Origin of the sequence: Streptomyces liangshanensis, assembly GCF_011694815.1 — a bacterium.
GTDB lineage: Bacteria > Actinomycetota > Actinomycetes > Streptomycetales > Streptomycetaceae > Streptomyces > Streptomyces liangshanensis.
Map to the genome: position 1 here is coordinate 5,798,885 of NZ_CP050177.1, position 23,648 is coordinate 5,822,532.

The window sequence follows — 23,648 nt, forward strand, 5'->3', positions numbered from 1 at the left end:
ACGCACGGTCGCGTACGGCCCCTTCACGGACTCGTACGACCCCACGCCGGGGGAGCGGCCGTCAGGCGGTCGCGCGCTCCGGCTCGCGCACGATCGCGCGCGGCTTCGGCTCCGCGCCCTCCAGGACGTCCCGCAGGTGCCTCTCCACGGAGGGCAGCACCTCCGCGATCGTGACGTCGCGGCCCAGCTCGTACGCGAGCGAGGTGACGCCCGCGTCCCGGATGCCGCACGGCACGATCCGGTCGAACCAGGTGTTGTCCGGGTTCACGTTCAACGAGAAGCCGTGCATCGTCACCCCCTTGGCGATACGGATCCCGATCGCCGCGAGCTTGCGGTCCTCCCGGCGCTGCCCGGCGTTGGACGGCGCGTACTCGGGCCCGTTCAGCCGGGGGTCGAACTCGTCGTCCTGGAGCCGCGGGTCGAAGTCGAGCGTGAGCCCGCCCAGCGCCGGCCGCTCCTCCACCGGGTCGCCGAGCACCCACACCCCGCTGCGGCCCTCCACCCGGGACGTCTCCACCCCGAACTCGGCGGCCACCCGGATCAGCGCGTCCTCCAGCCGCCGGACGTGCGCGATCACGTCGACCGGGCGCGGCAGCTTGAGGATCGGATAGCCGACGAGCTGGCCGGGGCCGTGCCAGGTGATCTTCCCGCCGCGGTCGACGTCGACGACGGGCGTGCCGTCGAGCGGCCGTTCGCTGTCCGCCGTGCGCCGCCCCGCGGTGTAGACCGACTGGTGCTCCAGCAGCAGACAGGTGTCGGGAAGCTCGTCCGCGAAGCGGGCCGCGTGGACCCGGCGCTGCTCCTGCCAGGCCTCCCGGTACTCGACGGATTCCTCGCCGAACCCCAGATGGACGTACCGCAGCTCACTCACGGCCGTGCCTCCTCAAGAAGCTTCATGGCGCGTTCCTCACGCCCTCGCCACTGTACGGCGGCGCGGGGCGGGGGCGCGGGGCCGGGGCGCCGGGCAGGCGCGCGGGGCCCCAGGGGCTCCCGCCCGCCGGCCTGGCAGTTGCCCCCGGCACAGGCCCTCGGCCCCTGCCGCACGCGCTTGCGTCAGCCGTACCGTGAATCCTCACACGATCGGATGAATGTAGGACGAAGGCGGCGGTACGGACCCCCGGTGCCGCTAAATTCACGCCGTTCCATGAGGGCTGCTCCGGGGCCCGGAAGGCAGGAGACCCTACAGCTGATGTCGGAACGACCACCCCAGCGCATCCCCAACCGCCAGCTCGCCGCGCTCATCGCGGAAGCCGGGTTCTCCAACGCCGGGCTCGCCCGGCGCGTGGACCAGCTCGGCCTCGAACACGGCCTCGACCTGCGGTACGACAAGACGTCGGTGACCCGCTGGTTACGCGGGCAGCAGCCGCGCGGCACCACCCCCGCGCTGATCGCCGAGGTCTTCACCCGCCGCCTCGGACGCCGGCTCTCGGCCCAGGATCTCGGGCTCGACGCGTGCGCGCCGGTCTACGCCGGGCTCGAATTCGCCGCCACGCCCGAAGAGGCCGTCGACATCGTCGGCGGGCTCTGGCGCAAGGACTCCGGCAGCCACGCCGAGCTGCGCAAGATCGCGTTCACCCCGGCCGGACTGGTCGTCCCCAGCCGCGACTGGCTGATCGGCCGCGCCGACGAACGGGTCGGCCACCCCGACCTCGCCACTGGGACGCCCTCCCCGTACGAGCAGGGCACCCGCGGATCGCGGGACCCCGCCGCCCGCGAGGGCCCGCCCCGCGTCCCCGTCCAGGGCCGCCCCGCCGCCGTCCCCCGCCAGCGCACCGAACGCACCGCCGGCCAGCGCGTCAGCGGCGGGGACATCGCCGCGCTGCGGTCGGTCGGCGAGCTGTTCCGCGCGCTCGACCAGGCGTACGGCGGCGGCCACGCCCGCCAGGCCCTCGTCAGGTACCTGGAGCACGAGGTCGAGCCGATACTGCGCGGACTGTACGGGGAGGTCACCGGGCGCCGCCTCTTCGCCGCCGCCGCCGACCTCACCCGGCTCGCGGGCTGGACCTCGTACGACATCGCCGCGCACGGCCTCGCCCAGCGGTACTTCGTCCAGGCGCTGCGCCTCGCCCAGGCGGCCGGGGACCGCGCCTACGGCTCGTACGTCCTGATCACCATGAGCCGCCAGGCCGTCTACCTCGGCCACGGCCGCGAGGCCGTCCAGCTCGCCCGCGTCGCCCAGCAGGGCGTCGGCTCCTCCGCGCCCCCGGTCGTCCAGGCCCTGCTGCACGCCGTCGAGGCGCGCGGACACGCCGTCCTCGGCGAGGTACGGGCCTGCACCGCGTCCCTCGTACGGGCGGAACGGGCCCTGGAGACCTCACGCCCCGGCGACGACGTCCCGCACTGGGGCCGGCACTTCGACGAGGCACAGCTCGCCGACGAGTTCGGGCACTGCTACCGCGACCTCCAGCAGTACCGCGCGGCCGTCCAGCACGCCGAACGCTCCCTCCAACTGCGCGCCCCCGCCCTCGCGCGCAGCCGGCTCTTCTGCCGGGTGGTGCTCGCCACGGGCCGCCTCGGGCTCGGCGAACTGGACCAGGCGTGCCTGCTGGGCGCGGAGGCGGCCCAGCAGGCGGCCGAGATGCGGTCGGCGCGGGCGGTGGAGTACGTACGGGACTTCGAACGCCGCCTGGAGCCGTTCCGGGACGCGGCGGCGGTACGGAACTACCGGGACCGGGTCGCGGCGATCGGCTGACGCGGGGGCCGGGGCGCGCCTACGCCGCCGTTCCTACCCCGCCGTTCCTACGCCGCCGTGGCGCGCGGCGGGGTGTCGGGGGTGCCGGGCGCGGGCCTCACCCCCAGGTCCCCGAGGACGGCCCGGGCGGCCCTGCGGCCCGAGAACAGCGCGCCCTGGACCGTGTTGGTGTCCCGGTGGTCCCCGCACACGTACAGGCCCGACAGCAGCCGCACGGGCCGGTGCGGGTCGTGCGGGGCGGGCATCGCGGGTACGGCCTCCGGGGTGTGGTGCACGGCCAGCAACTCCCAGTCGTCCGTGGGCGTTCCGTACACCCCGGCCAGCTGCGCCCGTACGAGCCGGTCGACCTCCCCGGCCGGGGGCGGGGGGCCGAGCACGGTGGACGAGACCAGGACCCGGCCGTCGGGCGTGCGCGACGGGTCGACCGCGCTCATCACGGCCGTGTGCGCGACCGGGCCGCCGGTCTCGGCGTCCAGGACCAGCGCCGGGTCGGCCGACGGGGCGGTGGGGGCCGTGTGGTGAAGGACCGTCACCGGGTGGAAGTCCGGCACGCGCAGCCCCGGCAGCAGCTCGGCGGCGGCGCGCGCGCCGGTCGCGACGAGGAGGGAGCGGCACGCCGTCTCGCCGTGCTCCTTGGTCGTGACGCGGTTGATCGACGCGTCCGTCACGCACACGTCCGTCACGACGGTGCCGGGCGGCAGCGTCCGCGCGAGCAGGTCGGGCAGGGCCGACGCGCCGCCCGCGGGGACGCAGAGGCGGCCCCTGGCGTACGCGCGCAGCGCGAGGTCGGCGCGGTGGCTGGACGTCGACAGGTCCGGGTCGCCGAGGAGGGCGGTCAGGAGCGGGCGTACGAAGCCGTCGACGGCGGACGCGGGGAGGCCGCTGGCGGCGAGGGCCTCGTGGGTGGCGCGGTCGGGTCTCGCGGGGGCGCCCGGGTCCCTGTCGTGGCCGCCCCGCCGGGGGGCGCTCGCGAGGGCGCGTGCGGTGGTGAGTGCGCGGTGTGCGCGCCGGGGTGGGGTGGGGGCCGGGCCTGGGGCTGTGGCGCGGGTGCCGGTGGTGCGGGTCCGCTCGACCGGGTCGGCGTTCCCGGCCCGTTGGAGCCGGCCGTCCCTGCGGACGAGCACGCCCGGGGAGAACATCCGGAGCGGGATGCCCTCCAGGGCGGGGGTGCGGAGCAGTTCCGGGTACGCGGTGCTGAGCAACGGCCCGACCCGGTCCAGCCGGAAGCCGTCCACGTGCTCGGTGGCCATGCGACCGCCGGGACGAGGGGCGGCCTCCAGCACGCGGACGCTGAGGCCCGCGGCGGTCAGGTGATGCGCGGCGGCGAGACCGGCGATTCCGGCGCCGATGATGACGACGTCTGCGCTGTGCGCGCTGGTGTGGGTGCTGCTGAGCACGTGCGCCTCCCCGAGGTTGGTTGCCCGAGTGCAGGACGAGCGTAGGAAGCGGGGGGTGGGGTGGGCGCCGCGCGTGAGGTGGAGCATGGTTGCACGGGCGGCGCGTGCCCCCCCTCGATGTCCTCAATCGCCGGACGGGCTGGGGTTGCCTCGGGCCCGTTGCCCGTGCGGGTCAAGGATGTCCTCAAACGCCGGACGGGCTGGATGTGGCGCGGGCCCGTTGACCGTGCGGGTCAAAGACGTCCTCAAGCGCCGGACGGGCTTGAGAGGGGTTGCGGTCCGGTCGTGACCGTTGCGGTCACCGATGTCCTCAAACGCCGGACGGGCTTGATTTGCCCGCCCCGGCGGGCGCATCCGGGCCGCAGCGGGCACCATTAAGCCCGTCCGGCGATTGAGGACAAAAGGCCCGGCGCGCCCAGCGTCAGGACAACGCCGCGCCCACCGCGTCCCGCACCGTCGGGAACGCGAACGTGAAGCCCGAGTCCAGGAGCCGCCCAGGCAACACCCGCTGACTCGTCAGGATGTCCGACGACAGCTCCCCCAACACCACCCGCAACACCGCCCCCGGCACCGGGAACAGCGTCGGACGCCGCAGAGCCGCCCCCATCGCCGCCGTCACCTCCCGGTTCGTCGCCGGGGACGGCGCCGTCACGTTCACCGGCCCCGCCAGCGACTCCGTGTCGATCAGGTGCCGCAGCGCCGCCACGTGGTCGTGGAGCGCGACGAAGCTCCAGTACTGGTCCCCCGACCCGAGCCGCCCGCCCAACCCCGCCCGGAACAGCGGGAACATCCGCCCCCACGCCCCGCCCTCGGGCGATACCACGAGCCCCGTGCGCGCGAACACCGTGCGGATGCCCGCCTCCTCCGCCGCCGACGCCGCCTCCTCCCACTCCACGCACAGCGACGGCAGGAACCCGTCGCCGGGCGGAGCCGACTCGTCGACCGCCCGGTCCCCGGTGTCGCCGTAGTACCCCACCGCCGAGCCCGACACCAGCACCCGCGGTGGCACGTCCAGCGACGCCACGGCCTCCGCGATGGCCGCCGTGCCGAGGACGCGGCTGTCGCGGAGTTCCTTCTTGTACGCGTCGGTCCACCGGTGGTCGCCGATCCCCGCGCCCGCCAGGTGGACGACCGCCTCGCAGCCGTGCAGCCCCGCCGTGTCGACGTACTGCCGCGCCGGGTCCCACTCCACCTCGTCGCCGGTCCGCGAGGGCCGTCTCACCAGGCGCACCACCTCGTGCCCGTCCGCGCGCAGGGAGCTGACAAGTGCCGTACCGATGAGCCCGGTGGAGCCGGTGACCGCGATCCTCATGGCCCCATCCTGCCCCCGGGACGCCCCATGGCACAGTTGCGCCATGTCGGAATCACGGATACGTCCTGCCGTCCAGGACGACGACGAGGCGCTGGGGGAACTCGACCGGGAGACGTGGTCGCCCCTCCACGCCGTGTCCCCCCGCCCGCGCCCGCCCTACGACCCGTTCTACGACGACCGGCACCGGCCCGAGGAACACCTGGTCGCGGAGATCGGTGACCACCTCGTCGGGTACATCAGGATCGCCCGCCCCACCACGCTCCCGTGCAACGCGCACGTACGGCAGATCCAGGGGCTCGCGGTACGGGAGTCGGCACGCGGCCACGGCGTGGGCCGCGCCCTGCTGCGCGCGGCGCTGCTCCACGCCCGCAACCAGGGCGCGCGCCGGCTGACCCTGCGGGTGCTGGGGCACAACGTCGCGGCGCGGCGGCTGTACGAGGCCGAGGGGTTCGCCGTCGAGGGCGTACTGCCCGGGGAGTTCCTGCTCGAAGGGGAGTACGTGGACGACGTGTTCATGGGGCGCTCGCTCCTGGACTGAGCGAGCGCCGGAACCTCAGGGCGTACCGAAGCGGTCCGACAGGCGGGGGAAGCGGTCCGCGAGTGCCGTCGTGTCCTCGAAGTCCACCGGCGTGCCCTCCGGCTCCGCCGGCTGCGCCGCCACCCCGAGGTCCGGCGCCACCACGCCGGTCAGCTGTTCGTACGCCTCGTCCGCCGCGTACCCCAGCTCCTCGCCGTCCCCGTCGAGGTCCTCGTCGAACTCGTCCAGCAGTTCCGCGAGGCTGTCCGGGTCGTGGAGCGCGCCCTCGAAGATCTCCCGGCCCTGCCCGATGAGCCAGCAGCGGAAGTAGTCGAAGGCGTCGTCGCTCGCGCCGCCGAGGAGGACGGCCGCGGCGCCCCACAGATCCCAGTGGTACGCGCGGTTGTACCGCGCCTCGAAGTGCCGCGCGAAGTCCAGGACGGAGTCGGGGTCGAGCTGGAGCAGCCGCTCCACCAGCAGCTCGGCGTGGTCCTCGGGGTCGCCGTCGGCGGCCTCGCGGGTGCTGTCGATGATCTCCCAGAACTCCGTCTCGTCCATCACGGGTCCAGCATCGTGCTTGCCGGGGGCCCGCGCACGCGGAGGCGCCGAAATGAGACCGTCCGATACCTGGGCGAGGGGTGAATCGCCGAACGGCGGAGACGTCGCGACAAGCCGGACAGAGGATGTCGCCTTTTCGTGCGACGGTCGGTCGGCGGCCGGGACGCGGCCGGAAGCGATGGAGGTGGCGGATGACGGACCAGCCGTTGACGGGGAGGACCACGCTCGTGGCGGGGGCGACCCGGGGCGCGGGGCGGGCGATCGCCGTGGCGCTCGGGGCGGCCGGCGCGACGGTGTACGTGACGGGGCGCACGACGCGGGAGAAGGCCAGCGAGGTCGGGCGGACCACGGAGACCATCGAGGAGACCGCCGAGCTGGTGACGGAGGCGGGCGGCGAGGGGATCGCCGTACCGACCGACCATCTGGAACCGGACCAGGTCCGGGCGCTCGTGGCCAGGATCGACCGGGAGCAGGGCCGGCTGGACGTGCTGGTGAACGACGTCTGGGGCGGCGAGCACCTGGTGGAGTTCGGCAAGAAGATGTGGGAGACGGAGCTGGAACGCGGGCTGCGGATGCTGGAGCTGAGCGTGAAGACCCACGCCATCACCAGCAGCTGCGCGCTCCCGCTGCTGGTCCGCGAGCCCGGGGGGCTGGTCGTCGAGGTCACGGACGGCACGGCCGAGACGAACAAGGCCTTCCGGGAGAACTTCTACTACGACCTGGCGAAGAACGGTCCGATCAGGATGGCGTTCAACCTCGCCGAGGACCTCAGGAGCGTCGGCGGTACGGCGGTCTCGGTCACCCCGGGCTTCCTGCGCTCGGAGCAGATGCTCGACCACTTCGGCGTACGGGAGGAGAACTGGCGCGACGCGGTGGGGACGGACCCGGTCTTCGCGATCTCCGAGTCACCCGCCTTCGTCGGGCGCGCGGTCGCGGCACTGGCCTCCGACCCCGACCGGCACCGGTGGACCGGCCGGTCGCTGTCCAGCTTCTCGCTGGCCCAGGAGTACGGGTTCACCGACGCGGACGGCAGCACGCCGAACGCCTGGGGGTACATCACGGACGTCGTGAACGGCGGCAAGGACGTCCCGGCGGCCGACTACCGCTGAGGGGGCCGGATCAGGCTGGCCGGCCCGGATCAGGCTGAGCGGGCCGGATCAGGGCTGAGCGGCCCGGATCAGGCCGCCCTCACGCGTACAGCGCCCGGACCCGCTCCGCCGACTCGGCGAGGCGGGTCCGCAGCGTGAGCGGGCGCAGCACCTCCACCTCGGCGCCCAGCCCCAGCAGTTGGGTGTACGCCACGTCCTCAGACTCCACGGGCAGCGTGAGCGTCACCCGGCCCCGCTCGTCCGGGGCGGGCGCCGCGTCGAGCGCCTCGTGCGCCGAGGCGCGGTCCACGACGTGCGGCAGGGCGCGCACGCCGGCCGGGGAGAGCCGGATCCCGATCTCCGTACGGAGCAGGGAGCGCGCGAACTGCGCCGCGCGCTCCTCCCAGAAGCCCGGCAGGTCGAAGGACTCGTCCCGTACGAAACGTTCCGCCAGCGGCTCCACGGCCGTGAAGCGGTCGAGCCGGTACACCCGGAAACCGCCCCCGGCGCACGCGCACAGGTACCAGACGCCCGCCTTCAGCACGAGCCCGTACGGCGCCAGCTCCCGCGCCACCTCGCCGTCCGCGCGCCGGTACCGGACCGCGAGCAGCCGGTCGCCCCACACGGCCTCCGCGACCGCGGGCAGCAGTTCCGGGGTCCGCGGCTCCTGGTACCAGCCCGGGGCGTCCAGGTGGAAGCGCCGCGCCGCCGACTCCGGGGCGTCCCGCAGGGACGGCATCAGCGCCGCCGACACCTTGAGCCGCGCGGCCGACGAGACGTCGCCGAGGCCCATCTCGCGCAGCGCGCCCGGCACCCCGGACAGGAACAGCGCCTCCGCCTCGCCCCGCGCCAGCCCCGTCAGCCGGGTGCGGTAGCCGCCCACCAGCCGGTAGCCCCCGGTCCTGCCCCGGTCCGCGTACACCGGCACCCCGGCCTCGGACAGCGCCTGGGCGTCCCGGGTGACGGTGCGCTCGGAGACCTCCAGCTCCCCGGCCAGCTCGGCGGCCGTCATGGACGGCCGGGACTGGAGCAGGAGCACCATCTTGATCAGCCTGGCAGCGCGCATCGCCCCATGATGCCGCGAAACCCCTGCCGCGCGGCGGCAGGGGTTTCGTGGCGGAATCCGTGCGGGGAGGCAGGATCCGGGTACGGGACGGGTCAGAGGCCGTAGCGCTCGCGGGCCTCCAGCACCTTCTCCGGCTTGACCTCGCCGCGCCGCGCGAGCTGCGCGAGCGCCGCGACGACGATCGACCTGGCGTCCACGCCGAAGTGCCTGCGGGCCGCCTCGCGGGTGTCGGAGAGGCCGAAGCCGTCCGTCCCCAGCGAGGTGTAGTCCTGCTCGACCCACTGGCTGATCTGGTCGGGGACCTGGCGCATCCAGTCGCTGACCGCCAGCACCGGCCCCGGCGCGCCGGCCAGGGCGCGGGTCACGTACGGCACCCGCTCCTCGCCGCGCAGCAGCGCCTCGTCGGCCGCCAGGCCGTCGCGGCGCAGCTCGCCCCAGGAGGTGGCGGACCACACGTCGGCGGTGACGCCCCAGTCGGCGGCCAGCAGGTCCTGGGCCTCCAGGATCCAGTGGATCGCCGTGCCCGACGCGAGCAGCTGCACGCGGGGCGCGTCGGACGTGGCGGGCACGCCCTCCTTGAAGCGGTACAGGCCCTTGAGGATGCCCTCCTCGACGCCCTCGGGCATCGCGGGCTGCGGCATCGGCTCGTTGTAGACCGTGAGGTAGTAGAAGACGTCCTCGCCCGAGGGGGCGTCGGGGGTGGGCGTGTACATCCGCCGCAGGCCGTCCTTGACGATCACGGCGATCTCGTACGCGAACGCCGGGTCGTAGTTCAGCGCGGCCGGGTTCGTGGACGCGATGAGGTGGGAGTGGCCGTCGGCGTGCTGGAGGCCCTCGCCCGTCAGGGTCGTCCGGCCGGCGGTGGCGCCGACGATGAAGCCCTTGCCGAGCTGGTCGGCGAGCTGCCACATCTGGTCGCCCGTGCGCTGCCAGCCGAACATCGAGTAGAAGATGTAGAACGGGATCATCGTCTCGCCGTGCGTCGCGTACGACGTGGCGGCGGCGATGAAGTCGGCCATCGAACCGGCCTCGGTGATCCCCTCGTTGAGGATCTGCCCGTCCTTGGCCTCCTTGTAGTACAGCAACTGGTCACGGTCGACCGGGTCGTACGTCTGGCCGAGCGGCGAGTAGATGCCGTACGCGGGGAACAGCGCCTCCATGCCGAAGGTGCGCGCCTCGTCGGGGACGATGGGGACCCAGCGCTTGCCGGTCTCCTTGTCCCGCATGAGGTCCTTCATCAGCCGGACGAACGCCATGGTCGTGGCGACCGGCTGGGAGCCCGAGCCCTTGTAGACCGTCTGGAACGGCTTCTCGGCGGGCGCGGGCAGCGCCACCGCGTGCGTCCGGCGGGCCGGGGCGGGACCGCCCAGCTCCGCGCGCCGCTCCTGGAGGTAGCGGACCTCGGGGGAGTCGGCGCCGGGGTGGCCGTACGGGACCAGGCCGTCGTCCAGCTTCGAGTCCGGGATCGGCAGGTCGAGCAGGTCGCGCATGGTGCGGAACTGGTCGCCCGAGAGCTTCTTCATCTGGTGGTTGGCGTTGCGCGACTCGAAGCCGGCGCCGAGCGTGTAGCCCTTCACCGTCTGGGCGAGGATCACGGTCGGCGCGCCCTTGTGGGCGAGGGCGGCGCGGTAGGCCGCGTACACCTTGCGGGCCTCGTGGCCGCCGCGCGAGGTGAAGAAGCACTCGGCGATCTTCGCGTCCGTCAGCAGCTTCGCCAGCTCCACGAGGGCCGGCTCGGCGCCGAAGAAGTGCTCGCGGATGTAGGCGACGTCACGGGTCGCGTACGTCTGGAACTGCGCGTCGGGCACCTCGCGCAGGCGCCGTACGAGCGCGCCCGTGGTGTCCAGGGCGAACAGCTCGTCCCAGGCGGAGCCCCACAGCGACTTGATGACGTTCCAGCCGGCGCCGCGGAACTGCGCCTCCAGCTCCTGCACGATCTTGAAGTTCGCGCGGACCGGGCCGTCGAGGCGCTGGAGGTTGCAGTTGATGACGAAGGTCAGGTTGTCGAGCTTCTCGCGGGAGGCGAGGGCGAGGGACGCCGTCGACTCGGGCTCGTCCATCTCGCCGTCACCGAGGAACGCCCACACGTGCGAGGCGGAGGTGTCCTTGATGCCGCGGTTGGCCAGGTAGCGGTTGAAGCGTGCCTGGTAGATCGCGGAGAGCGGGCCGAGGCCCATGGAGACGGTGGGGAACTCCCACAGCCAGGGCAATCGGCGCGGGTGCGGGTACGAGGGGAGGCCCTGGCCGCCCGCCTCCTGGCGGAAGTGGTCCAGGTCCTGCTCGCTCAGGCGTCCGTCGAGGAACGCGCGGGCGTAGATGCCGGGGGAGGCGTGGCCCTGGATGTAGAGCTGGTCGCCGCTGCCGTCCCCCTCCTTGCCCTGGAAGAAGTGGTTGAAGCCCGTCTCGTAGAGCCAGGCGGCCGAGGCGAAGGTGGCGATGTGGCCGCCGACGCCGTAGCGGGCTCCGCGGGTGACCATCGCGGCCGCGTTCCAGCGGTTCCAGGCGGTGATCCGGGACTCCATCGCCTCGTCGCCGTCGAAGGCGGGCTCGGCGGCGGTGGGGATGGTGTTGACGTAGTCGGACTCCAGCAGCGCCGGCACCGGGACCCCGGCGGTCCCGGCGTGCTGGAGGGTGCGGCGCAGCAGGTACGCGGCGCGGTGGGGGCCGGCATGCTCGGTGACGGCGTCCAGGGAGGCCGCCCATTCGGCGGTCTCCTCGGTGTCACGGTCCGGGAGCTGGTCGAGCTCGCTCGGGAACTTGCCTACGGGGTCGGTCATGGTCGCCGCCTTCCGGACAGGAGGGGGGTGGAGAAAGGCCTTGTCTGGCAGGACAGGGCGAAGGACTGGGTGCAGTCCATGCGTTCGACTGTAATTCGCTGATCGATGATCGATCAAAGGGGTACGGGGTAAAACTTCACGTTCTGAAGAAAGTGGCATCCCGTGCCGTACGCAAGGGCACCCAGTGACGCTCGGTAAGTCATGCCAAAGAGGGGCGAATCAGGCGCGGGGCGCGCATCCGAGCACATGCACCTTCACCAGAGCGCCGATGGTCGGATCCCGCCGCCGGAACGCCTCGACCAGATCCTGGTGCTCCTCCGCGTACGACTTCTGTACGGTGCCGAGCCAGCGGATCGACAGCGCGGTGAACACCTCGATCCCCAGCCCCTCCCAGGTGTGCAGCAGGACCGCGTTCCCGGCGGCCCGCACCAGCTCCCGGTGGAACGCCACGGTGTGCCGCACCTGCGCCGTCCCGTCGGCCGTGCGGTCCGCGTCGTAGAGCGCCGTCACGTGCGGCTCCAGCGCCGAGCAGTCCCGCGCCAGCCGCTCGGCCGCCAGCTCCGCCGCGATCTGCTCCAGGCCGGCCCGGACGGGGTAGCTCTCCTCCAGGTCGGCCGCGGTCAGGTTCCGTACCCGCACGCCCTTGTTCGGCGCCGACTCGATCAGCCGCAGGCTCTCCAGCTCCCGCAGCGCCTCCCGCACCGGCGTCTGGCTCACCTGGAGCTCGGTGGCGATCCGCCGCTCGACGATGCGCTCGCCCGGCTTCCAGCGGCCGCTGACGATCCCCTCCACGATGTGCTCGCGGATCTGCTCGCGCAGCGAGTGGACGACGGGCGGAATCATCAGGGCGCTCCTCGGGGCGGGGCCGATGGGTAGACGATACGGCGACGCCCCCGCCCGGAGTGATCCGGACAGGGGCGCCGTCGCCGTACGGGGGTGTCACCTACAGCCTCACAGGCCGAGTTCGACCTCGAACTCACCGGCTTCGAGGATCGCCTTGACCGCCGTCAGGTAACGGGCCGCGTCGGCGCCGTCCACCAGGCGGTGGTCGTAGGAGAGCGCGACGTACGTCATGTCGCGCACCGCGATGGTCTCGCCGAGGTCCGGGTGGTCGATGACCACCGGACGACGGACGGTGGCACCGATGCCGAGGATCGCGGCCTGGTTCGGGGGCACGATGATCGTGTCGAACAGCGCGCCGCGCGAACCGGTGTTGCTGATGGTGAAGGTGCCGCTGGCCAGGTCGTCCGGCGTGATCTTGCTGGCGCGGACCGCCGCCGCAAGCTCCGCGGTCTTCTTGGAGATGCCGGCGATGTTCAGGTCGCCCGCGCCCTTGATGACCGGGGTCATCAGACCGCGCTCGGAGTCCACCGCGATACCGATGTTCTCGGTGTCGAAGTAGGTGATCGTGCCTTCGCCCTCGTTGATCCGGGCGTTGATGACCGGGTGGGCCTTCAGCGCCTGGGCCGCGGCCTTGACGAAGAACGGCATCGGCGAGAGCTTGACGCCCTCACGGGCCGCGAACGACTCCTTCGCCTGGTTGCGCAGACGCATCAGCTTGGTGATGTCCACCTCGACCACGGAGGTCAGCTGCGCCTGCTCGTGCAGGGCCTTCATCATGTTGTCGCCGATGACCTTGCGCATCCGGGTCATCTTGACGGTCTGGCCGCGCAGCGGCGACGCCTCCAGCTTCGGCGCCTTCGACGCGGCGGCCGGGGCCTTCGCGGCGGGGGCGGCGGCCGCGGCCTTCGCGGCGGCCTTGGCGGCCTCCGCGGCGGCGAGGACGTCCTGCTTGCGGATGCGGCCGCCGACGCCGGTGCCCTTGACCGAGCCCAGCTCGACACCGTTCTCGGTGGCGAGCTTGCGGACCAGCGGGGTCACGTACGCGCCGTCGTCACCGGCGGTCGCGGCGGGAGCCGGGGCCGGGGTGGCGGGCTTGGCCGGCGCGGGGGCCGGGGTTGCCTGCTGCGGGGCGGGCGCCGGGGCGGCCGGTGCCTGGGCCGCCGGGGCGGGGGCGGCCGGTGCCTGCGGAGCCGGGGCCGGGGCGGGAGCCGCCGGAGCCGGAGCCTGGGCGGCCGGCGCGGGGGCCGGAGCCGGAGCCGCGGCGGGCGCGGGAGCCGGTGCCGCCGCCGGGGCGGGAGCGGCCGGAGCGGCGGCCGGGGCCGGGGCGGCACCCGGGGCGCCGATCACGGCGAGACGGCTGCCGACCTCGGCGGTCTCGTCCTCGGCGACCACGATCTCCAGCAGGACGCCGGCGACGGGCGCCGGGATCTCGGTGTCGACCTTGTCGGTGGAGACCTCCAGCAGGGGCTCGTCGGCCTCGACCGACTCACCGACCTCCTTGAGCCAGCGGGTGACGGTGCCCTCGGTGACGCTCTCGCCGAGCGCGGGGAGGACGACGTCGGTGCCCTCGGCGCCGCCGCCGCCCGCCGCCGCCTGCGCGGTGGGGGCGGGAGCCGGGGCCTCGGTCTCGGTCGACGGGACCGCCTCGGCGGCCGGGGCGGGCTGCTGCGGCGCGGCCTGGGCCGGGGCCTCCTGGGCGGGGGCCGGGGCGGCGGGGGCCGGTGCGGCCTCGGCGGCCGGGGCCGCGTCGGCGGCGGGCGCGCCGGAACCGTCGTCGATGACGGCCAGTTCGGCGCCGACCTCGACGGTCTCGTCCTCGGCGACCTTGATCGACGCGAGCACACCGGCGACGGGCGCCGGGATCTCGGTGTCGACCTTGTCGGTGGAGACCTCGAGCAGGGGCTCGTCGGCCTCGACGCGCTCGCCCTCGGCCTTCAGCCAGCGGGTGACAGTGCCCTCGGTGACGCTCTCGCCGAGCGCCGGCAGGGTTACGGAAACCGCCATGGTTTCAGTTGCTCCTAACGAATGTGCGGTAGGTGGTCGTCGCCCGGACTGAGTCAGTCGTGGGAGTGGAGGGGCTTGCCCGCGAGCGCCAGGTGGGCCTCGCCGAGCGCCTCGTTCTGCGTCGGGTGCGCGTGGATGAGCTGCGCGACCTCGGCCGGCAGAGCCTCCCAGTTGTAGATCAGCTGAGCCTCGCCGACCTGCTCGCCCATACGGTCACCGACCATGTGGACGCCGACGACGGCGCCGTCCTTGACCTGGACGAGCTTGATCTCGCCCGCGGTCTTCAGGATCTTGCTCTTGCCGTTGCCCGCGAGGTTGTACTTGAGGGCGACGACCTTGTCCGCGCCGTAGATCTCCTTGGCCTTGGCCTCGGTGATGCCCACGGAGGCGACCTCGGGGTGGCAGTACGTCACCCGGGGCACGCCGTCGTAGTCGATCGGGACGGTCTTGAGGCCGGCCAGCCGCTCCGCCACGAGGATGCCCTCGGCGAAGCCGACGTGGGCGAGCTGGAGGGTCGGGACGAGGTCGCCGACCGCGGAGATCGTCTCCACGTTCGTGCGCATGTACTCGTCGACGACGACGTAACCGCGGTCGATCGCGACGCCCTGCTCCTCGTACCCGAGGCCCTGCGAGACCGGACCGCGGCCGATCGCGACGAGCAGCACCTCTGCCTCGAAGGTCTTGCCGTCGGCCAGCGTCACGCGGACGCCGTCCTGCGTGTACTCGGCCTTGTCGAAGAACGTGCCGAGGTTGAACTTGATGCCGCGCTTGCGGAAGGCCCGCTCCAGCAGCTTGGAGCTGTTCTCGTCCTCGACCGGGACGAGGTGCTTGAGGCCCTCGATGACGGTGACGTCGGTGCCGAAGGACTTCCACGCCGAGGCGAACTCGACGCCGATGACGCCGCCGCCCAGGATGATCGCGGACTCCGGGACGCGGTTCAGCGTCAGCGCGTGGTCCGAGGAGATGACCCGCTCGCCGTCGATGACCAGGCCCGGCAGCGACTTCGGTACGGAACCGGTCGCGAGCAGGACGTGACGGCCCTCGACCCGCTGGCCGTTCACGTCGACGGAGGTGGGGGAGGACAGCCGGCCCTCACCCTCGATGTACGTCACCTTGCGCGAGGCGACCAGGCCCTGGAGCCCCTTGTACAGGCCGGCGATCACGTCGTCCTTGTACTTGTGGACGCCCGCGATGTCGATGCCCTCGAAGGTGGCCTTGACGCCGAACTGCTCGCTCTCGCGCGCCTGGTCGGCGATCTCGCCCGCGTGCAGCAGGGCCTTCGTGGGAATGCAGCCGTTGTGCAGGCAGGTGCCGCCCAGCTTGTTCTTCTCGATCAGTGCGACGTCCAGGCCCAGCTGCGCTCCGCGCAGCGCCGCGGCGTAACCGCCGCTACCGCCGCCGAGGATCACTAGGTCGAAAACGGTGCTGGCGTCGTTCGCCACGTCACGTCCTCCATGCATGTGCGCCGGGCGCGGTCATCGATGACCGTCGCGGCGGCTGGTCTTCGGCCGCTTGCTTCTTCGGCCCTGTGGTGGGGGCCCTGTCCTGCCGAGGACCCATCTTCGCACTTGTTCAGGGCCCGCGGGACGCGGGGCCGGGGTCCGGGACGTGTGATGGAGCACCCCTGGCGACTTAACGCCCGCACGAACGTGCGTATTTCTTGGACCCGCCCCGGGCATCCCGGCGCCCGCCGCTTCCGGCCGGGGCGCCCCGGCCGGAAGCGGAACGCTCAGCCCAGGTCGCCGGCGGCGGTGCGCTCGGCGAGCCGGACCAGGGTGCGGATCGCGGAGCCCGTACCGCCCTTGGGGGTGTAGCCGAACGGCGCCCCCTCGTGGAAGGCGGGACCCGCGATGTCGAGGTGCGCCCAAGTGATGCCCTCGCCGACGAACTCCTTCAGGAAGAGCCCGGCGACCAGGCCGCCGCCCATCCGCTCACCCATGTTGGCGATGTCGGCGGTGGGGGAGTCCATGCCCTTGCGCAGGTCGGCGGGGAGCGGCATCGGCCACGAGGCCTCGCCGACCTCCTCGGCGATCTCGTGGAGCGAGGTACGGAACGCGTCGTCGTTCGACATGATCCCGAAGGTGCGGTTGCCCAGCGCCAGGATCATGGCGCCGGTGAGCGTCGCCACGTCGACGATCGCGTCGGGGTTCTCCTCCGAGGCGCGGGTCAGCGCGTCCGCGAGGACCAGCCGCCCCTCGGCGTCGGTGTTGAGGACCTCGACGGTCTTGCCGCTGTACATGCGCAGGACGTCACCCGGGCGGGTGGCGGAGCCCGACGGCATGTTCTCGGCCAGGGCGAGCCAGCCGGTGACGTTGACGCGCAGGCCGAGCCGGGCGGCCGTGATGACGGCGGCGAACACGGCGGCGGCGCCGCTCATGTCGCACTTCATCGTCTCGTTGTGCCCCGGGGGCTTGAGGGAGATGCCGCCCGAGTCGTACGTGATGCCCTTGCCGACCAGGGCGAGTGTCTTCTCCGCCTCGGGGTGCGTGTACGCGAGCTTCACCAGGCGCGGGGGGTTCACCGAGCCCTGGCCCACGCCGAGGATGCCGCCGAAGCCGCCCTTGGCGAGCGCCTTCTCGTCGAGCACCTGCACCTTGACGCCGTGCTCCTTGCCCGCGGCGGCCGCCACGGCGGCGAACGCCTCGGGGGTGAGGTCGTTCGGCGGGGTGTTGATCAGGTCGCGGGCGCGGTTGACCTCGTCGGTCAGCGCGATGGCGCGGTCGGCCGCGGCCTTGTGGGCCTTGTCGCGGGGCTTGGCGCCGAGCAGGGCGACCTCGCCGAGCGGTAGCTTCGGGCCGTTGCCGTTGCCGCCGTTCTTCTTCGCCGACTTCTCGCCGCCCAGGTAGACGGTGAAGGCGTACGCGCCCAGGAGAGCGCCCTCGGCGACGGCCTCGACGTCCTCGGCGTCCTCGACGGGCAGCGCGAACACGGCCTTCTTCGTGCCCGACAGGGCGCGGGAGGCGGAGCCGGCGGCGCGGCGCAGCGCCTCGGAGGCGTACGCCTCCTCCTTGCCCGGCGCGGGGCCCAGGCCGACCGCGAGGACGACCGGCGCCTTCAGGCCGGACGGGGCGGGGAGCTTGGTCACCTCGCCCTCGGCGCCCGACGCGCCCAGGGTCTCCAGGACGGCGGCGAGCTTGCCGTCGAACGCCTGGTCCACGGCTTCGGCGCCGGGCGCGACAACCGGCCCCCCGGCGCCCTTCGCGACGCCGACGACGATCACGTCGGCGCGGAGCGTCGCCGCCCCGGCTGTGCTGAGAGTGAGAGCAGTCACGGTGGTGAAATCTCGCTTCCGTTGAGTTCTTGAGCGGTCGAGGGATGGGCCGACCGTGCCCGCCGCATCGTAGGACCGATCCGGCCAGGTCGTCTCTCCCGGGATGTCGGCGAGGCAGGATCCGGAAGAGGCGGCCTGATGCCCGCCGGGAAGGAGCCTACGCTCGGTGATGTCCGGCGTTCACGGGGGCTTTGGGTGAGGGGACCGGCCCGGACACTCCCGGTCCCCGCCGGTGTCGCCCGGGGTCCGGTACGGGGTCGGCCCGGCGCCCGGCACGGGTCAGCCCAGGGTCAGCGCCACGAGCGCGGCGGTCGCGGCCGTCTCCGCCAGGGCGCCGAGGACGTCCCCCGTCACCCCGCCGAAGCGCCGGACGCAGTGCCGGAGCAGCAGGTGCGCGGCGCCGAGCGCGGCCAGGAGCGCCAGCACGTGGTGCACGGCCCCGGTGACCCCGAAGGCCCCGCCCCCCGCCGCGCAGACCGCGCCCGCCGCCAGCGCCGTGAGCAGGGCCGCACGCGGGGGTACGGCGCCGGCGACGGCCGCGCCCAGGCCGTCGGGCCGGGCCGGGGGCACGCCCGTACGGCAGGCGAGGGTGAGCGCGAGCCGGGCGGCCACGCCGGACACGGCCAGGGCCACCGCGCCGTGCGCCCAGCCCGCCCCGTACAGCTCGGACACCGCCGCGACCTGCGCGAGCAGGACGAGCAGCAGCGTGACCACGCCGAACGGGCCGATGTCGGAGCGCTTCATGATCCGCAGGGCGTCCTCGGCCGGCTTCCCGCTGCCCAGCCCGTCCGCGGTGTCCGCGAGGCCGTCCAGGTGCAGCCCCCGGGTCAGCGCGGCGGTCACGGCGACCGAGGCGACGGCGGCGAGCGGCGGCCCGGCGCCCGCCGCCAGCAGGAGCGCGCCGAGCGCCGCCGCGGCCAGCCCCACGACCAGGCCGGCGAGCGGCGCGGCCCGCATCCCGGCGCGGGCGGCCGGCCGGTCCCAGCGAGTCACCCGGACCGGCAGCACGGTGAGGGTGCCGAAGGCGAAACGCACGCCGTCGGCGGCCGAGGCGCGGGTGCCGTTCGCCGGTATGCCGTCCGGGGAACCGTCCGTGGAAGTCATCGCGCGAAAGGGTAGCCGGGGGACGCCGGGGGACGCGTCGACCGACGGCCGGTCAAAAGGCGCCCAATGCCGCAGACTTCCCATACCGTCACGTCGTACCGTCCCGTCCGGCACTCCGGAGGCAGGTGGCATGGGTCACTGGTTTCACCAGAACATCGTCGAGCCGGGCAAGCTGCCCGCCCTGCTCGCGCTCGCGTCGTTCGTGCTGACCTTCGCCGTGACCCGTACGGTGACCCGGCTCATCCGGGCGGGGAAGGGCCCGTTCCGGAACATCTCACCGGGCGGGATGCACATCCACCATGTGGTCCCCGGCGTGATCCTGACGGTCGTCGGCGGGTTCGGCGCGGTCGGCAGCGGGACGCAGGGCGTCACGGCCTGCGTCTGCGCGGTGATCTTCGGCCTCGGCGCGGGGCTCGTGCTCGACGAGTTCGCGCTGATCCTCCACCTCCAGGACGTCTACTGGTCCGAGCAGGGCCGCCAGAGCGTGGAGGTCGTGGTGACGGCGGCGGCGCTGGCGCTGCTCGTGCTCAGCGGCTTCTCGCCGGTGGAGGTGAACTCCCTGACGACCCAGCAGCAGGAGAACCGGACGTCGGTGATCGCGACGCTCGTCGTCAACTTCGGCTTCGTCCTCGTCGCGGCGTTCAAGGGCAAGCTGCGCATGGCGCTGATCGGCACGCTGGTGCCGTTCGTGGCGCTGACGGGCGCGATCCGGCTGGCGAGGCCGGGCTCCTGGTGGGCCAGGCGCTTCTACCGCTCGCGCCACAAGAAGCGGGCGCGGAGCACGCTGCGCGCGTACCACCACGACAAGCGCTGGGTGGGGCCGAGGCGCCGCTTCCAGGACCTGATCGGCGGCGCCCCGACCCCGGACGCGGCACGGATCCCGCACTGAGAGGGGTCCGCGCGGCGTGCGGGATCCGGGTACGGCGCCGGGGCCGCGACGTCAGTCCGAGGCCGGGTCCGCGTCCGCCGCCGCCCCGTCGTCCGCGTCCTTCTCCGGGGCGGGCGCGAGGGGCGCCTCCGGCAGTTCCGCCGCCAGGGCGGCCGCCGCCTGGACCAGGGGCAGCGCCAGCAGCGCCCCCGTCCCCTCGCCCAGCGTGACGCCCTGGTCGAGCAGCGGCACCAGCGCCATCCTGTCCAGCGCCTTCGCCTGCGCGGGCTCGCCGCTCATGTGACCCGCGATCCACCAGTCGGGCGCGCGGAACGCCGCCCGCTGGCCGACCAGCGCGCACGCCGCCGACACCACGCCGTCCAGGATCACCGGCACCCGCCGCACCGCGCTCTGGAGCAGGAAGCCCGTCGCCGCCGCCAGGTCCGCGCCGCCCACCGTCGCCAGCAGCTCCAGCTGGTCGCCGAGGACCGGCCGCGCCCGGCGCAGCGCGTCCCTGACGGCCGCGCACTTGCGCATCCACGCCAGGTCGTCGATCCCCGCGCCGCCGCGCCCGGTGACCACCGAGGCGTCCGTACCGCACAGGGCGGCGATCAGCGTCGAGGCCGGAGTGGTGCCGCCGACGCTCAGGTCGCCCAGGACGACCAGGTCCGTGCCGGAGTCGGCCTCCTCGTCGGCGATCCGCATGCCGAGGCGTACGGCCTGCTCGGCCTCCTCGATCGTCAGCGCGTTCTCGACGTCAATGCGCCCGCTGCCGCGCCGCACCCGGTGCCGTACGACCTCGTCGGGCAGCAGCTCCGGGTCGCAGTCCAGCCCGGCGTCGATGATCCGCACCGGCACACCCGCCCGGCGGGCCAGCACGGCGGCGGGGCTGGCGCCCTCCAGGAAGGCCCGCACCAGCTCGTGCGCGCTGCCCGCGGGACGCCCCGAGACGTCCAGCGAGGCCACCCCGTGGTCACCGGCGAACACCACCGCGCGCGGCTGCCCGACGGCCCTGACCGGGACGGACCCCTGCGCGGCGGAGAGCCACTCGCCCAGCTCGTCGAGGCGCCCGAGGGCCCCGGGCGGCACGGCCAGCCGCTCCCGGCGTTCCTCGGCGTCACGCCGCGTACCGCCGTCGGGGCGCTCGATCAGATCGGAGAAGTCGTCGAGATTCAGCGTGGTCATTCGCGAAACCCTACCGGGACGCGGGACGCCGCCCAGGACCGGACATCCCCGTCGGACGGACGGCAGTTCGGGCCGGGCCGGGACCGTCCCGTACGGTCACCCCCGCAACGGCAGCGGCTGGCCCGCCACCACCAGGAGGACGTGTTCGCACTCCTCGGCGACCGCCGCGTTCAGCCGGCCCAGCTCGTCGCGGAACAGGCGCCCCGAGACGTGCGCCGGGACGATCCCCGAGCCGACCTCGTTCGTCACCAGGACCACCGTGCGCGGGGTCGCGCGGACGGCCGCGACCAGCTCCGCGACCCGTTCCCGCAGCGCCCCCCGGCCCCCGGCCTCCCACGCCTCCTCGTTCCACGCGTCGACCCGGTCCATCGCGTCCGTCAGCCACAGCGACAGGCAGTCGATCAGCAGCGGCGCCCCCTCCCGCGCCAGCAGCGGGACCAGGTCGCGGGTCTCGACCGTCCGCCAGGTGGCCGGCCTGCGCTCCCGGTGCGTCCGCACCCGGGCGTCCCACTCCGCGTCCCCGTCCCGGCCGCCGCCCGTCGCCACGTACACGACCCCGGGGAACGTGGCGAGCCGCCGCTCCGCCTCCCAGGACTTGCCCGACCGCGCCCCGCCCGTCACCAGCGTCCGGCGCGGCACCTGTGGCACCGCCCGGTACGCGCCGACCGACACCGTCGTCCCGTCGGGCACCGCCCGCGCGCCCGCCGCCGCGAGCCGCCGGTCCAGCTCCGCGCCGGGCGGTACGTCATGGTCGAGATGGACGGCGACGATGTCGGTGGCCGCCCCCACCGCCCCGCTCGCCCGCAGCCGCGCCACCGCGTCCGGCCGGCCGGTGACGTCGGCCGCCACCAGGTCGTACGGGGCCGTCGTGCCCCGGCCGGGACCGTCGGGGAGCCCGGCGGGCGCGCCGCCGGGCGGCAGGTAGAGCAGGCGCTCGCCGCCGGGCGCCGTCACCTCGTACCCGGTGCCCGGCGCGTCCATCGCCAGCGCCCTGACCCGGTGGCCGCTGAGGAGCGTCAGCACCCGCCCGTCCGCGACCCGTCCCGCGGTCGGCAGGCCCACCGGCAGCTCCACAGCGGGCCCGTCGTGCGGATGGGTGAGCAGGACCTGCCGTACCCCCGCCAGGGAGTGCCCCGCGCGGGCGGCGGCCAGCGCGGCCCCGGGGGTGAGGTCGAGCAGCAGCACCCCGTCCACCAGCAGCGCGGTCGCGGCGCGGGCCAGCGTGCCGCGGGCGGTGGCGCAGGCGGCGCAGGGGCAGTCGGGGCGGGGGAGCCCGGAGGGGGCTCCCGTGCCGAGCAGAGTCAGTTCCACGGAGTAGATCCTCCCGCTTCGCCTCGTACGGTGCGCGCCCGGCTACGCTGCGGGCAGGAAGCTGATCAGTCGGGCAGGATCCGGGAGGCGCACATGGCGTGGACGTGGCGGTTCGAGAAGTCCGACGGGACAGAGGTCCCGCCGGCGGTGGAGCCGGAGGAGTTCACCACGCAGGGGGACGCCGAGTCCTGGATCGGGGAGGCGTGGAAGGAGCTCCTGGCAGGGGGCGCCGACCAGGTGCACCTCTTCGAGGACAGCACCAAGATCTACGGTCCGATGAGCCTGCACGCGGACGAGGCGGACCCGGCGGACCCGGCCGACGGGACGGAGCCCGGGGCGGACGCGAAGACCGAGGCGGCGGACGCCGGCGCGGGCTCTGCCGAAGAGGCCGCCGACCAGGCCTGACCGGGGCCGTACCGGCCGGGAGCGCGGGGCGCCCGGGGACCACGAGGTCCGCGGGCGCCTTTTCCCTTGCTCCTGATGCACCTGCCGCCCCTGCCGCCGCGCGGGGCTACATCTCGCCGAGGGTGACGTCCGCCGTGTGCGTCGCGCCCTGGCGGATGTACGTCACCTGGACCTTCTCGCCGGGGGAGTCGGACGCCAGCGACTCGGACAGCGACTGGATCGTGGTGACCGGGTCGGAGCCCACCTTGGTGATGATGTCCCCCGCCTTGATCCCGGCGCCGGCCGCGGGGCCGCCCTTGGTGGTCGAGACGACGGCCACCCCGGCGGGCTGGAAGTCGGTGCCGAGGAACGTACGGCCGGTGATCCCGAGGGCCGCGCGGCCCGAGTTGGTGACGCGCCCGCTCTTGATGATCTGGCCGGCCACGTTCTGCACCGTCGAGGCGGGGATCGCGAACCCGATGCCCGGCGCGGCGCTGTTGCCCTCCTGGGGGTCGGTCGCGGCCAGCGTCGGGATGCCGACGATCTGGCTGTCCAGGTTCACCAGCGCCCCGCCGGAGTTGCCCGGGTTGATCGCCGCCGACGTCTGCACCAGGTTGGCGATGGTCGCGCCGGTCCCGCCGCCCGAGTCGCTCTCGGTCACGGTCCTGCCGACCGCCGAGACGATGCCCTGGGTGACACTGCTCGACAGGCCCAGGGGCGAGCCCATGGCCAGCACGATCTGACCGACCGCCACCTGCGAGGAGTCGCCGAACTTCGCGGCCTTGAGCCCGGAGGGGACGTTCGTCAACTTGATGACGGCGAGGTCACCCTGCGGGAAGCTGGCCACGAGGCGGGCCTCCAGCGGCTGTTCGCGGGTGGCGACGGTGACCGCGAACGTCTTCTGCGAGCCCACGACGTGGGCGTTGGTGACGATGTGGCCCTGGGTGTCGAAGATGACGCCGGACCCGAGCGCGTTCCCCGCGTCGATCTCGACGACCGACGGCAGCACGTTCTTGATGACGTTCTCGTAGGCGCTCTGGAGGTCGTTCTGGGCGCGCTCCACGGGCCCGGCCCGGACCCCCGTGTCGGCCTTGGCCGCGGCCGCGGACCCCGCGTCGGTGTCCGAGCAGCCGGCGGCGAGGGCGACCGCGCAGACGCCGGCGGTCAGGGGCAGCAGCAGCCGGCGGGCACGGCCGCGGCGAAGGGAAGCATTCATGCCCGGAGTATCCCTTTTGTCCGCAGGGTGGCGCCTGCGGTACGCGGCCGATCAG

At 73.9% G+C, this 23,648-nt stretch carries 18 protein-coding genes and 1 pseudogene; 5 read left to right on the forward strand and 14 right to left on the reverse strand.

The window, feature by feature from the left end; all coding sequences use genetic code 11:
- Positions 1-61: 61 nt before the first annotated feature.
- Positions 62-871 carry a lipoyl(octanoyl) transferase LipB gene (lipB, locus tag HA039_RS25155; RefSeq protein ID WP_167033637.1) on the reverse strand — a complete coding sequence of 270 codons (810 nt, stop codon included), beginning with the start codon at positions 869-871 and terminating at the stop codon, positions 62-64.
- A 318-nt stretch (positions 872-1,189) separates the two neighbouring features.
- Between lipB and HA039_RS25160 the strand changes: the two genes are divergently transcribed.
- Positions 1,190-2,692 (forward strand): NsdA family TPR-like regulatory protein, encoded by a 1,503-nt coding sequence (locus tag HA039_RS25160; RefSeq protein WP_167033638.1) that lies wholly within the window; start codon positions 1,190-1,192, stop codon positions 2,690-2,692.
- A gap of 47 nt (positions 2,693-2,739) precedes the next feature.
- Here the strand turns inward: HA039_RS25160 and HA039_RS25165 are convergent, their stop codons facing one another.
- Positions 2,740-4,089: an NAD(P)/FAD-dependent oxidoreductase gene (locus HA039_RS25165; RefSeq protein WP_243869740.1), complete on the reverse strand. Its 1,350-nt coding sequence runs from the start codon at positions 4,087-4,089 to the stop codon at positions 2,740-2,742.
- 421 nt (positions 4,090-4,510) lie between these two features.
- Positions 4,511-5,401, reverse strand: coding sequence for a TIGR01777 family oxidoreductase (locus tag HA039_RS25170; protein ID WP_167033640.1), 891 nt, complete (start codon positions 5,399-5,401; stop codon positions 4,511-4,513).
- Positions 5,402-5,444: 43 nt separating this feature from the next.
- Between HA039_RS25170 and HA039_RS25175 the strand changes: the two genes are divergently transcribed.
- A complete protein-coding gene (locus HA039_RS25175) occupies positions 5,445-5,939 on the forward strand; it encodes a GNAT family N-acetyltransferase (RefSeq protein WP_167033641.1) in 495 nt (164 codons plus the stop codon).
- Positions 5,940-5,954: 15 nt separating this feature from the next.
- On the opposite strand, the gene HA039_RS25180 is transcribed toward HA039_RS25175, so the two are convergent.
- Positions 5,955-6,476, reverse strand: a complete 522-nt coding sequence (locus HA039_RS25180) for a DUF4240 domain-containing protein (protein WP_167037593.1) — start codon at positions 6,474-6,476, stop codon at positions 5,955-5,957.
- 191 nt (positions 6,477-6,667) lie between these two features.
- Here HA039_RS25180 and HA039_RS25185 point away from each other — a divergent pair, with 191 nt between their 5' ends.
- Complete coding sequence (locus HA039_RS25185) at positions 6,668-7,585, forward strand: SDR family oxidoreductase (protein ID WP_167033642.1); 918 nt, start codon at positions 6,668-6,670, stop codon at positions 7,583-7,585.
- 79 nt (positions 7,586-7,664) lie between these two features.
- Here HA039_RS25185 and HA039_RS25190 read toward each other — a convergent pair whose 3' ends face one another.
- From HA039_RS25190 to HA039_RS25220, 7 genes are all read right to left on the reverse strand, one after another.
- Complete coding sequence (locus tag HA039_RS25190) at positions 7,665-8,630, reverse strand: helix-turn-helix transcriptional regulator (RefSeq protein WP_167033643.1); 966 nt, start codon at positions 8,628-8,630, stop codon at positions 7,665-7,667.
- A 92-nt stretch (positions 8,631-8,722) separates the two neighbouring features.
- Positions 8,723-11,407 (reverse strand): pyruvate dehydrogenase (acetyl-transferring), homodimeric type, encoded by a 2,685-nt coding sequence (gene aceE, locus HA039_RS25195; RefSeq protein ID WP_167033644.1) that lies wholly within the window; start codon positions 11,405-11,407, stop codon positions 8,723-8,725.
- Between the two features lie 219 nt (positions 11,408-11,626).
- Positions 11,627-12,250, reverse strand: coding sequence for a GntR family transcriptional regulator (locus HA039_RS25200; protein ID WP_167033645.1), 624 nt, complete (start codon positions 12,248-12,250; stop codon positions 11,627-11,629).
- Between the two features lie 108 nt (positions 12,251-12,358).
- Positions 12,359-14,254: a 2-oxoglutarate dehydrogenase, E2 component, dihydrolipoamide succinyltransferase gene (gene sucB, locus HA039_RS25205; protein WP_167033646.1), complete on the reverse strand. Its 1,896-nt coding sequence runs from the start codon at positions 14,252-14,254 to the stop codon at positions 12,359-12,361.
- Between the two features lie 53 nt (positions 14,255-14,307).
- Complete coding sequence (lpdA, locus tag HA039_RS25210; protein WP_167033647.1) at positions 14,308-15,696, reverse strand: dihydrolipoyl dehydrogenase; 1,389 nt, start codon at positions 15,694-15,696, stop codon at positions 14,308-14,310.
- A gap of 287 nt (positions 15,697-15,983) precedes the next feature.
- A complete protein-coding gene (locus HA039_RS25215) occupies positions 15,984-17,525 on the reverse strand; it encodes a leucyl aminopeptidase (RefSeq protein ID WP_167033648.1) in 1,542 nt (513 codons plus the stop codon).
- A gap of 279 nt (positions 17,526-17,804) precedes the next feature.
- Positions 17,805-18,629, reverse strand: a complete 825-nt coding sequence (locus tag HA039_RS25220) for an adenosylcobinamide-GDP ribazoletransferase (RefSeq protein WP_167033649.1) — start codon at positions 18,627-18,629, stop codon at positions 17,805-17,807.
- Positions 18,630-18,759: 130 nt separating this feature from the next.
- Between HA039_RS25220 and HA039_RS25225 the strand changes: the two genes are divergently transcribed.
- The gene (locus HA039_RS25225; RefSeq protein WP_167033650.1) at positions 18,760-19,518 is read left to right on the forward strand and encodes a hypothetical protein; all 759 of its coding nucleotides are present in this window, start codon (positions 18,760-18,762) and stop codon (positions 19,516-19,518) included.
- Between the two features lie 51 nt (positions 19,519-19,569).
- On the opposite strand, the gene cobT is transcribed toward HA039_RS25225, so the two are convergent.
- A complete protein-coding gene (gene cobT, locus HA039_RS25230; RefSeq protein WP_208298837.1) occupies positions 19,570-20,673 on the reverse strand; it encodes a nicotinate-nucleotide--dimethylbenzimidazole phosphoribosyltransferase in 1,104 nt (367 codons plus the stop codon).
- Between the two features lie 105 nt (positions 20,674-20,778).
- The gene (locus HA039_RS25235; RefSeq protein WP_167033652.1) at positions 20,779-21,993 is read right to left on the reverse strand and encodes a bifunctional adenosylcobinamide kinase/adenosylcobinamide-phosphate guanylyltransferase; all 1,215 of its coding nucleotides are present in this window, start codon (positions 21,991-21,993) and stop codon (positions 20,779-20,781) included.
- A gap of 93 nt (positions 21,994-22,086) precedes the next feature.
- Between HA039_RS25235 and HA039_RS25240 the strand changes: the two are divergent.
- Positions 22,087-22,293, forward strand: a pseudogene (locus HA039_RS25240) (hypothetical protein); the annotation flags it as partial.
- Between the two features lie 211 nt (positions 22,294-22,504).
- Here the strand turns inward: HA039_RS25240 and HA039_RS25245 are convergent.
- Positions 22,505-23,593: a S1C family serine protease gene (locus HA039_RS25245; protein WP_167033653.1), complete on the reverse strand. Its 1,089-nt coding sequence runs from the start codon at positions 23,591-23,593 to the stop codon at positions 22,505-22,507.
- Between the last annotated feature and the right edge of the window lie 55 nt (positions 23,594-23,648).

What these genes read in the sequence shown, in the direction of transcription:
- HA039_RS25160 (WP_167033638.1), top strand. Translation starts at nt 1,190, where the DNA reads ATGTCGGAACGACCACCCCAGCGCATCCCCAACCGCCAGCTCGCCGCG.
- HA039_RS25170 (WP_167033640.1), bottom strand. Translation starts at nt 5,401, where the DNA reads ATGAGGATCGCGGTCACCGGCTCCACCGGGCTCATCGGTACGGCACTT.
- HA039_RS25175 (WP_167033641.1), top strand. Translation starts at nt 5,445, where the DNA reads ATGTCGGAATCACGGATACGTCCTGCCGTCCAGGACGACGACGAGGCG.
- HA039_RS25180 (WP_167037593.1), bottom strand. Translation starts at nt 6,476, where the DNA reads ATGGACGAGACGGAGTTCTGGGAGATCATCGACAGCACCCGCGAGGCC.
- HA039_RS25185 (WP_167033642.1), top strand. Translation starts at nt 6,668, where the DNA reads ATGACGGACCAGCCGTTGACGGGGAGGACCACGCTCGTGGCGGGGGCG.
- HA039_RS25190 (WP_167033643.1), bottom strand. Translation starts at nt 8,630, where the DNA reads ATGCGCGCTGCCAGGCTGATCAAGATGGTGCTCCTGCTCCAGTCCCGG.
- aceE (WP_167033644.1), bottom strand. Translation starts at nt 11,407, where the DNA reads ATGACCGACCCCGTAGGCAAGTTCCCGAGCGAGCTCGACCAGCTCCCG.
- HA039_RS25200 (WP_167033645.1), bottom strand. Translation starts at nt 12,250, where the DNA reads ATGATTCCGCCCGTCGTCCACTCGCTGCGCGAGCAGATCCGCGAGCAC.
- sucB (WP_167033646.1), bottom strand. Translation starts at nt 14,254, where the DNA reads ATGGCGGTTTCCGTAACCCTGCCGGCGCTCGGCGAGAGCGTCACCGAG.
- HA039_RS25220 (WP_167033649.1), bottom strand. Translation starts at nt 18,629, where the DNA reads ATGACTTCCACGGACGGTTCCCCGGACGGCATACCGGCGAACGGCACC.
- HA039_RS25225 (WP_167033650.1), top strand. Translation starts at nt 18,760, where the DNA reads ATGGGTCACTGGTTTCACCAGAACATCGTCGAGCCGGGCAAGCTGCCC.
- HA039_RS25245 (WP_167033653.1), bottom strand. Translation starts at nt 23,593, where the DNA reads ATGAATGCTTCCCTTCGCCGCGGCCGTGCCCGCCGGCTGCTGCTGCCC.